This is a genomic window from Dokdonia pacifica (genome assembly GCF_900188275.1).
Taxonomy (GTDB): domain Bacteria; phylum Bacteroidota; class Bacteroidia; order Flavobacteriales; family Flavobacteriaceae; genus Dokdonia; species Dokdonia pacifica.
Map to the genome: position 1 here is coordinate 911,302 of NZ_FZNY01000001.1, position 13,320 is coordinate 924,621.

Annotated in this window: 10 protein-coding genes; 7 read left to right on the plus strand and 3 right to left on the minus strand. The window is 34.3% G+C overall.

Features of this window, described 5'->3' with window-relative positions; all coding sequences use genetic code 11:
* Positions 1-30: 30 nt before the first annotated feature.
* Both CHB80_RS04090 and CHB80_RS04095 read left to right on the plus strand, forming a co-directional pair.
* Positions 31-924 carry a FecR family protein gene (locus tag CHB80_RS04090; protein WP_089370147.1) on the plus strand — a complete coding sequence of 298 codons (894 nt, stop codon included), beginning with the start codon at positions 31-33 and terminating at the stop codon, positions 922-924.
* Entirely contained in the window at positions 917-3,232 is a 2,316-nt protein-coding gene (locus CHB80_RS04095; RefSeq protein ID WP_229746875.1) for a TonB-dependent receptor domain-containing protein, read from the plus strand. The genes CHB80_RS04090 and CHB80_RS04095 overlap by 8 nt, the downstream gene beginning before the upstream one ends.
* Before the next feature lie 7 nt (positions 3,233-3,239).
* Here CHB80_RS04095 and CHB80_RS04100 read toward each other — a convergent pair whose 3' ends face one another.
* Positions 3,240-4,193: an NAD-dependent epimerase/dehydratase family protein gene (locus CHB80_RS04100; RefSeq protein WP_089370148.1), complete on the minus strand. Its 954-nt coding sequence runs from the start codon at positions 4,191-4,193 to the stop codon at positions 3,240-3,242.
* Positions 4,194-4,409: 216 nt separating this feature from the next.
* Here CHB80_RS04100 and CHB80_RS04105 point away from each other — a divergent pair, with 216 nt between their 5' ends.
* From CHB80_RS04105 to CHB80_RS04115, 3 genes are all read left to right on the plus strand, one after another.
* Positions 4,410-5,051, plus strand: coding sequence for a hypothetical protein (locus CHB80_RS04105; protein WP_089370149.1), 642 nt, complete (start codon positions 4,410-4,412; stop codon positions 5,049-5,051).
* 284 nt (positions 5,052-5,335) lie between these two features.
* The gene (locus CHB80_RS04110; protein ID WP_089370150.1) at positions 5,336-7,405 is read left to right on the plus strand and encodes a M13 family metallopeptidase; all 2,070 of its coding nucleotides are present in this window, start codon (positions 5,336-5,338) and stop codon (positions 7,403-7,405) included.
* Positions 7,406-7,617: 212 nt separating this feature from the next.
* Entirely contained in the window at positions 7,618-7,809 is a 192-nt protein-coding gene (locus CHB80_RS04115; RefSeq protein WP_089370151.1) for a cold-shock protein, read from the plus strand.
* Positions 7,810-7,866: 57 nt separating this feature from the next.
* Here CHB80_RS04115 and CHB80_RS04120 read toward each other — a convergent pair whose 3' ends face one another.
* Both CHB80_RS04120 and CHB80_RS04125 read right to left on the minus strand, forming a co-directional pair.
* Entirely contained in the window at positions 7,867-8,670 is an 804-nt protein-coding gene (locus tag CHB80_RS04120) for an NAD(P)H-binding protein (protein WP_089370152.1), read from the minus strand.
* Positions 8,671-8,831: 161 nt separating this feature from the next.
* Entirely contained in the window at positions 8,832-11,204 is a 2,373-nt protein-coding gene (locus tag CHB80_RS04125; protein WP_089370153.1) for a M28 family peptidase, read from the minus strand.
* Between the two features lie 131 nt (positions 11,205-11,335).
* Between CHB80_RS04125 and CHB80_RS04130 the strand changes: the two genes are divergently transcribed.
* Together CHB80_RS04130 and CHB80_RS04135 are read left to right on the plus strand one after the other, a co-directional pair.
* Positions 11,336-11,800 carry a CBS domain-containing protein gene (locus CHB80_RS04130; protein WP_089370154.1) on the plus strand — a complete coding sequence of 155 codons (465 nt, stop codon included), beginning with the start codon at positions 11,336-11,338 and terminating at the stop codon, positions 11,798-11,800.
* Between the two features lie 12 nt (positions 11,801-11,812).
* Complete coding sequence (locus CHB80_RS04135) at positions 11,813-13,315, plus strand: serine hydrolase (protein WP_089370155.1); 1,503 nt, start codon at positions 11,813-11,815, stop codon at positions 13,313-13,315.
* Positions 13,316-13,320 lie beyond the last annotated feature (5 nt).

The following is a 13,320-nucleotide window of genomic DNA, read 5'->3' on the forward strand; positions in this document are numbered from 1 at the left end:
GTAAATTGTTCTATTAGTGAACGTATAGTTATGGAAAGAGAAGAATTAATAAGAAAATGGCTTGATAATGAGCTAAATCCTAAAGAGTTACAACTCTTTAAGGAGTTAGATGATTATGCAGATTTGATTCGTATTTCTGAAAGTGTTCAAAAATTCAAACCAACCTCTTTTGATACTGATCTAGAATTAGATAAATTAAAAAATACGATAGCGCACAAAAATCAGAAAAGAAATTGGTTAAAGCCATTATCTGCTATTGCAGCGGCTATTGTTGTACTTTTTGGCGTCTATTATTCTTTCTTATTACAAGAAACCGAAGTTTCAACGCTAGCGAGTCAAAAACAAGAAGTTATACTTCCTGATAATTCTAATGTTTCACTTAACTCATTGTCTTCATTATCATACAATGAAAAAGATTGGGATCAACAACGAGAAGTTAAATTACAAGGAGAAGCCTTCTTTAAAGTAGAAAAAGGAACTACGTTTAATGTAAAAACAAAAACAGGACTTGTGACTGTTATTGGAACTCAATTTATAGTTAAAGACAGAGACGAATTATTTGAAGTTATATGTTATGAAGGAGCCGTACGCGTAGATCATAATGGTCAATCTATAGTTTTAAAACAAGGAGATCGTTATATCAAAATGGCTGGAACCATAGCTTCTCAAACAAAAACAAAGCGACAAAGTCCTTCTTGGATTTCGAATACTAGCACTTTTAAAAGTTTACCTTATAGTGCTGTTATTGCTGAGTTTGAAAGACAATATGATATTAAAATTATTGCAAAAGATATAAACTCAAAACAACTGTTTACGGGAAGTTTTATTCACAATGATATTGATATTGCCTTAAAATCTATTACCTTACCCCTAAATCTGGAGTACACCAGAACAAATCGAATGATAACTTTAAAGGGTGAATAAAAAAAATAGATTAATTCTCTTTTTCATTATTGTCATTTTTAGTTTCTCTGAAATACTCTCTCAAACCAAAGAAGAAACTGAAAAAAAATCCCTCTCCTATGTATTGGAGCTCATAGAGGATCGGTATGATATTCGCTTTTCTTATGCAGATGACACCATCCTAAATAAAAAAACTATTGTCCCCAAAACTGACCTGCCTTTAAAGCAGGTTTTGCTGATTTTAGAAAAAAATACTGGCTTAAAATTTGAAGTTATAGATGAACGTTTTATTGCTATAAAACAAATTCAAGAAGAAACACTTGCGAGTCAACAACTAGAAGAAGTATACATAAAAAACTATCTTACTTCTGGTATTTCAACTAATAGGACTGGGGCTATTATAGTAAAACCAGATGATTTTGGGATCTTACCAGGTCTTATAGAACCTGACATACTACAAACCATCCAAGCTCTTCCGGGTATTTTAAGTGTAGATGAAACGGTATCAAATATTAATGTCCGAGGAGGCACCCATGATCAAAATTTGATTTTATGGGACGGCGTAAAAGTATACCAATCTGGACATTTCTTTGGGTTAATCTCTGCATTCAATCCACACCTCGCAAAAAATATTTTTGTTGCAAAAAATGGAACAAGTGCTATTTATGGAGATGGGGTATCTAGTATCATAGATATCCAACTAGACCCTTCTATTAATGATGAGTTTTCTGGAGGAATTGGATTTAATTTTATAGACGCAAATGCCGTTGCAAAAATCCCTTTATCAAAAAAAGTAGAACTCCAACTATCCGCTAGAAGATCTATCACCGACCTTATAGAAACACCAACATTTAATCAGTATTTTGATCGTGTTTTTCAAAACACTGAAATCACAAATACACAATCTGATACGGATCAAACTATTATTAGAGATGAGGCATTTTACTTTTATGATATAGGAACAAAATTACTATATGATATTTCAGAAAAGGATAAGCTCCGTTTTAATTTTACATCTATTTTTAACTCTTTAGATTATCTAGAAGAAACAGATATTTTAAATACTAGAGAGGCTTCTAGTAGTGGTATTACACAACAAAATATTGCTACAGGAATTACGTACACTAGAGATTGGAACACTTCATTTTCTAGTGACATACAACTTTACGGATCTTTTTATACACTAGATGCTACCAATGCCGATATCATTAATGATCAACGATTAGATCAAAAAAACGAAGTCTTAGATACAGGTATAAAACTAAATACAAATTACAAAATTCGTAATGGTGTAAACTGGGTGAATGGGTACCAACTTTTTGAGGTAGGCGTTACAAACTTAGAAGATGTAGACAATCCTCCTTTTAGAAGTAATGTCAAAGAAGTTTTAAGAAATCATGCGCTCTATAGTGAGCTACATTTAACTACAAAATCTAAAAAAACAGATATAAAAACTGGGATAAGAGCCAATTACTTTGGAAAATTTGACAGACTACTCCTAGAACCTAGAGTGAGCTTCAGTCAAGAGTTTTTATCCGATTTTAAAGTAGAGGTATTAGGAGAGCTTAAGAGTCAAACAACCTCTCAAATTATAGATAGGCAAAATGATTTCATAGGTGTTGAGAGTAGACGTTGGGTATTAGCAAATGATAGTACAATCCCTATTATTAAAAGTAAACAAGCATCTATAGGCTTCAAATACAATAAAAATAAATTACTCGTCAGTGCCGAAGGTTATCTAAAAAAGGTAGATGGTATTACAGCTCGAAGTCAAGGATTTCAAAATCAATTCCAATTTGTAAATGCTATTGGAGATTATGAAGTAAGAGGATTAGACTTTCTTATCAATAAAAGATTCAGAAACCTAAGCGCGTGGTTAAGTTATTCTTTTAGTGAAAACTACTATGAATTTGACACGCTAAATGACGGAAATCGTTTCCCAAATAATGCAGACATCACACATGCATTAACTTTTGCTGGAGCTTATACTATTGGAAACAATCTAAAATTTGCACTCGGTGTTAATTGGAGATCAGGCAATGTCACTACCTTGCCAGATGGAGATAGCCCTTTTGCAAGAGAGATTATTTATGGCCCTCCAAATGGGGAGCGAGTAAACGATTATATTAGAACCGATTTCTCATCTACCTATACATTTGATTTAAAAGGAAAAGCAAAAGGAAAAATAGGTGTCTCACTATGGAATATATTAAATAGAGAAAACATCCTCAACACTTATTTTATTGTAAATGATGATAGTACAATTTCTAGAATAGATAATAAATCTCTAGGAATAACCCCAAATTTTAGTTTTAGAGTTTCTTTTTAAAAAACAACTACTCCGTATATCTATCTCTTAAATTATCAAGCATTGTTTTTGTAATCTCTTCGAGTCCAAAACTATGCGACCATCCCCAATCATTTCTTGCTTCACTATCATCTATACTTTGTGGCCAAGTATCGGCAATAGATTGTCTAAAATCTGGTTCGTATGTTATCTCAAATTCAGGTATATGCTTTTGAATACTAGTAGTAACATCTTCTGGCGCATAACTCACAGCCGCTAGATTGTAAGATGAGCGTATTTTAATAGCATCAATAGGAGCATCCATAATAGCAATAGTTGCTTTTATCGCATCATCCATATACATCATAGGTAATACCGTACCTTCTTTTAAGAAACAACGGTATTGTCCATGTTTTAAAGCCCGATGGTATATATCTACCGCATAATCTGTAGTTCCTCCACCTGGTTCTGTCGTATAGCTTATAAGCCCAGGATAACGTATGCTACGCACATCTACTCCATATTTAGTATGATAGTACTCACACCAACGCTCTCCCGTTTGTTTAGAAATTCCATATACCGTAGAAGGCTCCATCACGGTAGTTTGTGGTGTATTTTGAGCAGGCGTCGTTTCTCCAAAAACAGCAATACTAGAAGGCCAGAATACTTTTTTCACTTTTTTGTCTTTGGCAAGATTTAAAATATGAAAAAGCGAATTCATATTAAGGTCCCATGCTTTTGCAGGAAAACGTTCAGCAATCGCACTCAACATGGCTGCCATAAGATATACCGTATCAACTTTATATCTAAAAACAATATCCTCAACTGCCTCTAAATCTGTTGCATCTAGTAACTCAAAATGAGCACTTTTCATCATCATTTCATTCCCTTCTCGTATATCACTCGCAACAATTTTATCTTTGCCAAATCGTTTACTTAATGCCATTGTTAGTTCTGTTCCGATTTGCCCGCAAGCGCCTATAATAAGTATTCGTGATTTCATCTAAACTATTTTTCAATAAAAGTACGCTTTCGCGAAAGCGTATACAAAAGCAAACTTAATCATAAATTTTTCTTGTATATTCCTATTTAGGCTACTTTTGTCGAGTAACTTTTTTGTTACTTATAAAATGAGCATACATAAATTTAATTATCATTCACATTTTCATATAATTACATTTTTTATGCAAATTCCTGAATGTGAGAAAATTTTAAACAAATGAAGCAGCGTATACTCATATACTTATTAAGTTTATTTTTCCTTTTTACAGCATGTGAAAAGAAAGAAGCACAAGATCAGGAATCTGAAACTATAAATGTAGTGACCATAGATACGATGATGATTCCTAATAGTACTCAAGGATTAAAACCTTCTTTACGCCTTACACCAAAAGCCCAAGAAGCGGTTAGAGATTGGTCATTGTATCAAAACCTTTCAAAAAGATTAGATAGCCTACAAGGAGTGTCTTTAGGGAAAACAAAAAGTCAATTATCAATTCTAATTGCAACATTTGATGGTCAAGAAGAAGCAGAAGAAGCCATTGTAAACTTAACGCCCGATAATTTGGAAAGTCCTGCTATAAATGCTCGATTATTATCGGTTGAAACAAAGCTTAAAATAGTCAATAACTATGCACAAAAAAGTGAGCCTAATGCCCAAGAAATTACAAATGGTATTATCGAACTTAAAAATGCTTTTCAGAATCTAAATCTTCAAGTGAATGAAAAATTTGCATTAACTATAGAGGAAATGCTTGAGCAACTCAATCAAGAAATTGACAAAACAAATGATTCTCCAGAAGCAGAAAAACCAACACCTAGAGGAAAACCTCCAGTAAAAATCTACAAACCAAATCAATAATACGTATTATTTTACTTGTATTTGTAGAGGTTCCAGTGTAGAAAAAAAGAAAATGGTGTTTGGAAAGTAAAATATTATGTACTGTCTATTGCTAATGAAAATGTAGCGACCATTACTGAAATAAAAAAAGAATAGGATCGCTTACAAATGGAAAAAATGACAAAACAGTAAACAGCCTATATATCAGACTACTACGCTACATGTTTAGACTTTTGTATTTTCGTTGTAACAATACATAAAAAACTACGTCTTATTGACCATAATCAAGAAACCTTAAAACTGATATGAAACTAATAAAAACTGTTGCTATTGTAGCTTCTTGTACACTTGCACTTGCAAGTTGTAAACAAGAAACAGCACAAAAAGACACAGCAACGACAACCACAGAAAAAATACCAGGTATTGTCCTAGAAAATATGGACACTGCTGTAAGTCCTAAAAATGATTTTTACAATTACGTAAATGGTAGTTGGATGAAAAACACAGAAATCCCTGCAGATCGCACAAGCTGGGGAGGATTTAGTGTATTACGTAAATCTACAGATGCAGATGTATTAAAAATACTAGCAGATGCAAAAGCGAGTGGCAAGTATGCTCCTGGATCTGATCAAGCAAAAGCAATTGCTATTTTTGATTCAAAATTAGATACGGTTGCTCGTAACCAAGCAGGTATTGCACCTATTATGCCTGCCTTAAAAGAAATAGAAGGCATTACTAATCTAAGTGATTTACAAACCGTCCTTGCTAAAAATCCATCTGTAAGCTCTCCATTTATTGGAATAGGCGTACAAGGAGATTTAAATAATAGTGCTATGAATGCTGTTTATTTAGGAGCTAATGGACTTGGATTACCTGATCGTGATTACTACTTAGAGCAGGATGATAAATCAAAAGAAATTCGTGAAGAGTATAAAAAGCATATTGCTAGAATGCTACAAATGATTGGAGATAGCGAAAAAGATGCTCAAGTTGCTGCAGATAAAATCTTAGCAATGGAAACACAACTTGCTGAACCTCGTCTTGATAAAGTTCAAAGTCGTGATGCTCGTAACTACAACAACCCTCGCTCTATAAGTGAAGTAGATGCTATGCTTTCTTCTATAGATGTAAACAAAATGATTTCTGACCTAGGAATTACAAAGAAGTTTGATACACTTATTGTTACACAATTACGCTTCACTGAAGCTTTAGACAAATTCTTAAAAGAAACACCTATTGAAGACGTTAAAACCTTACTAAAATGGGACACTTTTAATAGCGCTACTGGGTTATTAAGTACAGATGTCGAAACTGCAAACTGGGAATTTTACAGTAAGTATTTAAGTGGTGCAGAAAAACAACGCCCAGCAGACGAGCGTGCACTTGCTACGGTAAATGGAACCGTAGGTGAAGCTTTAGGGCAATTATATGTAGATGCTAAGTTTCCACCAGAGGCAAAAGCTAGCGCAGAAACAATGATTAAAAATGTAATTGAAGCTTATAAAGAAAGAATCCAGAAACTAGATTGGATGGGTGCAGAAACAAAAGCAAAAGCAATTGAAAAACTTGATAAGTTTACTGTGAAAATTGCATATCCAGATAAGTGGGAAGATTATAGCGCGATGGAAGTATCTGCAGACAAAAGTTATTTTGATAATATGACTGCTGTAGGTAAATGGGGACAAGACAAAAACTATTCAGAAATTGGAGAGCCTGTAGATAAGTCAGAATGGGGAATGTCTCCACAAACAGTAAATGCATATTTCAATCCACTTAATAATGAGATTGTATTCCCTGCAGCTATTTTACAACCACCTTTCTATAACTACACTGCAGATGAGGCTGTAAATTATGGAGGGATTGGAGCTGTAATTGGTCACGAAATTTCTCATGCATTTGATGATAGTGGTGCTCGTTTTGACAGCGACGGAAATCTTAAAAACTGGTGGACAGAAGATGATCTTAAAGCCTTTACAGAAAGAGGAGACGCACTTGCAGAACAATATAGCAACTTAGAAGTATTAGATAGTGTTTATGTAAATGGTAAGTTTACATTAGGAGAAAATATTGGAGACTTAGGAGGTGTTTTAGGAGCATATGATGGTCTTCAGAAATTCTTTAAAGAAAATGGACGTCCTGATGATATAGATGGATTTACTGCAGAACAACGCTTCTTTATGTCATGGGCAACTGTATGGAGAACAAAGAGTCGTGATGAAGCATTACGTACACAGGTAAAAACTGACCCTCACTCTCCAGGAAAAGTACGTGCAACTCAACCACTTCTTAATGTAGATGCTTTCTATGAAGCATTTGATATCAAAGAAGGAGACGCTATGTATTTAGCACCAGAAAAACGTGTTCGTATCTGGTAATACGCATTTATGACCACATAAAACTATAGAAAACCGCTTATAAATAAGCGGTTTTCTTGTTTTAGCTTTAAATAACACTTTATTTTACCTCCCAAGCCGCTAACAATCAGAACCTTACGTTTGTTTTTAAAATAAGTCAATATAAGTGCCTGTAAATCAATATATGGCACTATCATTGCCTAGTATTAAATAATTAATTTTAAATTTTAAAAATGAATAAAGGAACAGTGAAATTCTTCAACCAAACAAAAGGTTTTGGATTTATTACAGAAGAAGGAGCAAGCAAAGATCACTTTGTACACATTTCAGGTCTTGTAGACGAAATACGTGAAGGAGATGAAGTAGAGTTTGACCTACAAGAAGGTAACAAAGGACTAAATGCAGTAAACGTAAAAGTTTTATAAAACAGCATATATATTTTGTACAAAACCCATCCTAGTGATGGGTTTTTTTGTGTTTTTTTACAACGCTACTTTAAACTCATACCCTAGCACATCATAAACAGAAGTGCTATCTACTTTTTTAAAAACAACATCTCCTTCTTCATCATATTGAGGTGCTGTTAAATCTAATTTTTCAGCTTGTGCAGTATAATACTCTCGCTTTGTAGGGTGTTGTGGAGCAACAGCATTAAAAATATGTCCAAAAGCATTTTTTTGAATAATAGATAAAAGAATCCCGATACAATCCTCACGGTGTATCATATTTACAGGCGCATTCCCATTACTCAGTCCTTTTCTTCCTGCTAAAAAACGTACTGGGTTTCGGCTTCCCCCAAACAAGCCTCCAAAACGAACAATAGTGGTTTCAAACGCAGAGGTGTTAAAAAATATTTGTTCTACGTCATATAACTGTTTTGCGGCATTGCTTTGTGGTTTAGGAATATCCTTTTCTGTTACCTCTCCTTGAGCATCATCATACACAGAAGTACTACTAATCAGAATCACTTTTTTGATTGCTGCATTTTCTATTTCGTGTAAAAAATGCGCCATTTTAAGGGCATAATTAGCTCCTGTATTTCTCCTTAATCCTGGCGGAATCATAATAGCCAATACATCAGTATCAGAAAGAAGCGTGTCTATCTTTCCCGTAACTCCTGTTTCTGTTAAAACGATGGGATAAGCGGCAACACCTCTTCTTGTCATTTCTTGCGCTTTAGCAGTATCTGTTACACTACCTTTTACCGTATACCCAAGACTAAGTAAGGTAGATGCAAATGCATTTCCTAACCATCCTAATCCAGCAATTGTGATTTTTTTATTCAATAGTTTTTATTTTCATTCCTGCATCAGCAGAAACCTTATTAATATTCTTTTTCAGTAGTTATTTTTCTTTATACGCTTTAACGCTTCGCTCTCCCTTTGGTTGTGAACCTGTCTGCCGGCAGGCAGATCTCACAAATTCGCTTTAGCGAAAGCGTATAACATTATTCTTCTATTACTGTCTGATCTATAGCGAGCGTATCTGTTTTTGTTTTCGCGAAAGCGGAAACATCAATAGTGCGTTCTACAACAACAGCGTCATTTGCTATAAATGGTTCTGGTTTTGTGTTTTTTGGCCTTGCCGAAACTGTAAAACTTGGATTATCTAATAAATCATAAGAGAATTCTTTAAGGGTAAATGTAGGCATCACTCCTTCAGGAGCTCCGTAAGTAACCTCCAAAGAATCTCCTTGAGTTAGGTAATAACTTAACATTCCTTTACTACCTCGCTTTTTATATAAGGTTTCAGTGCTATCAGGTTTAAACTCTTTTCCATTGTAGGATAAATATTGAAACGGAGTACCTATAGGTGAGTACAATCGCATCTGGTGTACATTTCGTTTTGGAACAATCGTCATGGTTGTATAGGCAATAGTTCCTATAACAGTATCTTGAGAAACTCGTATCTCACTTTCTGGCAAATTAATAACTGCTGTTTCTTTTGCATAGGAATAAGGGGTGTTGTATTTACTCCCAGCTGCGTTGCCTATATACTTAGTTGCTGGTTCAGGATTATCTCCTAAATAACCACGTGTCCAATCATCTATATGTTGAGCATAGGTTGCCCAGTATGCTTTATTGGTATCTGCATTATGATAGTATAGTAAACTATTAGGTTGTTGTCTTTCTGGCGAAGAACTCGATTTTGCGTGAGCAACTCCCAAGAAAATAAAAGCAGTTAACAGACTGAGTACACCAACTATTTTTTTGTTTCTAAAAAACCCAAAGACAGGAATTAATAAACCAAAAAGTAATACCGTAAAGATTACCGAGACATATAACATATCTGGGCCTAATCCCACTGGAAAAAACTGTACTAATGGTGCAAAAAGGAAAATAGCAGGTGCAGATAAAAGCACCATTAAAGTCACACTAGGATTGGTCTGTCTTATTAATAAAAACAATGCTAATAAACCAAAGTATACCGGAATGATAAAGAATGCTGCTCCTTGAAGTTTAAGCGCTAATGCTATATTGATAATCAACCATATGGTAAGTGGCGCTACCAATGTACTTGCAGTATGCTCTGCTTTTACCATTTTATGATAAATACCAAAACATAAACTAACACCTAAAAGTACAAAAGCTATCGTATACCAATGTCCATTATAAATAAATACAGGAAGAATTTCATTGTAGGATGGGTATAGTATTTTAATAAGTCCCCATAATAAATAGAGAAGTCCTCCTCCTAAAATTAGACTTAACATAAAAGCACCAAATCCTTTAGAAATAGCCTTTTTATATAATCTCTTCTTTTTAAAACCATAGGCGATTACAACAACAAAAAGAACAATAGCTAGTATAAGCATAGGCCAAATCCAAGAAAAAGGATATGCAATAAACGTTGCAACGGCAGTATCAAAATAGACATAATCTTCACTAGATTTTACAGAAGACAAATCAGCATCGGCATAGTATTTTAATAGTGGCATTAAATAACTTCCTTGATGTTCTAAACTATTCTCATCTAGATTTTCGGCAGTATCGTTTATAGTATGATAGTCATAGTGATCGTCTATAAAAGCAAAGAAAAACCCATCTATATCACCATCTTCTCTCAGAATAGTAGAATCTGTATCATTGGGAAGCATTTTATAGATACTATACATTAATGAGGTTGCTACAGGGTACTTAACATCTGCGTCCATAAATCCCTTAATAAGATTTGCATTTCCTCCATTGGTTTCTACAATCATATTAGAAGGTCCACCACTCCCGCGTGCTTCAAAATTAAGAGCTACTCCTACATTTTTGGCCCAAGGATGTTCATTTACAAATAAAGAAGCGCCATCAAGACCTAATTCTTCAGAATCTGTAATACAGATAATGATATCATTTTTAGGGGTAGTGCCACTTGCGAGATATGCACGTACAGATTCAAGAATAGTAACGACTCCAGATCCTGCATCACTGGCTCCATGAGAAGAACTATGAGGTGCACTATCATAATGAGACATGAGCATCAAAGCTTTTCCATTTTCTGACCCTTTAATGCGTGCAAGAATATTTTGTGGCTTTACTAAATTTCCATATCCTCTCCATTGATCAAATGTAAATCCTTCTTGTACTTGGGTTTCTAATCCTAATTTTTCTAGTTCTTTTACAATATATGCGCGCACTTCTGTATGTGCTTTTGTTCCCACAAAATGGGGTTCTTTTGCAATCACCTCCAAGTGTTGCATAGCGCGCGCTGTAGAAAATTGAGTAGCGGGAGCATCAAGACCGCTTATTTCTTTTGGTAGTAATGAACTAAAAGCTACAGATACTAATCCTATAATAAGAACTATAGAGAAAATATGAACAATACGTCTCATAAGGGGTTGGTTTGGTTTTCCTAAAAATACAATTTTTGGAGATGTTTACGCTTTCGCGAAAGCATAAACCGTATAATCTCCTTTAAATTTAGTAACTTTAAAAGGATTTAGGCATTAAAAAGCAGTTTGTTATGGGAATTAAAAGTTTTACTGGGCGCCGTGCTAAACCTTCAAAAGGAAACCCAACGGATATTAAAGTAAGTGATTATATGACTAAAAAGTTAATCACATTTAGACCAGATCAATCTGTCCTAGAAGTGATGAATACACTTATTAAAAACAAAATTTCAGGAGGACCTGTAGTGAATGAAAATAACGAACTCATGGGTATCATCTCTGAAGGTGATTGTATGAAGCAAATTTCGGAAAGTCGCTATTATAATATGCCTATGGCAGATATGGTTGTAGAAAAACATATGGCTAAAGAAGTAGAAACTATTGATGGAAACATGAATGTATTTGATGCTGCCAATAAGTTTGTAAATTCAAAACGCCGCCGTTTTCCTATCGTCGAAAATGGAAAGCTTGTAGGACAAATAAGCCAAAAAGATGTGCTAAAAGCCGCACTTACATTAAACGGACAAACCTGGAAATAGACTAGCGATAGAATGCTTAAAAAAGGATGCCTGATTATTGGGTTATTAATTACGTCTCTATGTAACTCACAAAATATAGAAAGTGAATTAGCCACTATTTTTGAATCTTACCAACTTATGGGGATGTCGGTTTGGGTCAATACACCGGACACTTCAGAACAATTTCATTTCGGATTAAGAGATTTTGATAGGGATTTGCCTATTAATGCTGCGACCAAATACCGTATTGCATCTGTATCAAAATCAGTTTCAGCACTAGGTCTTATAAAACTATATAGTGATGGGCTTTTTGATCTGGACGATGATATTTCAGAATACTTAGACTATACCGTACGTAATCCTCAATATCCTGACATACCTATTACATTTAGAATGGTATTATCGCATACCAGCAGTCTTCAAGATGGTGATGGATACAATCCGTTTTTACAAGGAACCTTTAATCAGCTCCCAGTACCTAATATCTCCGAAGTATTAATACCCAATGGAGATTACTACACAACCAATATGTGGCGTACAGAAACGCCTGGTACTTTCTTTGCCTATAGCAATATCAATTTTGGTCTTATAGGAACACTTATAGAAAAAATAAGTAATGAGCGATTTGATATCTATATGAAGAATGAAATCCTAAATCCTCTTGGGATTGACGGAAGTTTTAATGTTAGAGATATCACAGATATTAATGATATTGCAGTATTGTATCGTAATAATGGAGGCTGGCAACCACAAGTAGATAATTATGCAGGTGTCGTGCCAGAACCTCCTAATATTGGCAACTATACCCCAGGAACAAACGGGGTTTATTTTGGACCACAAGGGAGTTTGCGCATATCTGCAGAAGATACAGGCGTTTTTTTAAATTATGTAGCCTCTGATGGTATAGACTCTTCACTTATTATTAGTCAAACTATACTTCAAGAAATGAAAGCAATAGCTTGGGATTATAATGGGAATAATGGCGATAATTATTTTGGGCTTTTTAATCGATGGGGCTTAGGATTACACCATGCAAATACTACAACGGGAGATCAAATTTGTAATCTAGGAGAATATGATAGCTTTATTGGTCATCCTGGAGAAGCATTTGGTCTCGTAAGTGATGCCTATTTTAACACCCAACAAAACATCTCTTTCTCTTTACTCATAAACGGTATTTGGAATGGGTATGACCTTGGTGAAAACTCATCTTATTATACAGTAGAAGAAGATGTATTTGAAGTATTATGTAATTACTTTCAAGATACACTCAATCTATCAGATGTATCTGTAAGCAATACAGTACTGATTACACCAAATCCTTCTACAAAAGAAACTACCATTATTTTAGGAGAAATAATAACTCCCATTTCATACACTATTTATGATAGCAAAGGAAGTTTTCAAAATTCAGGAATGCTTCATACTAAGAATACCATACTAGATATTTCTGCACTATCTCGAGGTGTGTACTTTATAAAAATTGGAAACAATAGTACTAGTACTACTACAATCAAAAAACTATTGATTAAATAGTATTC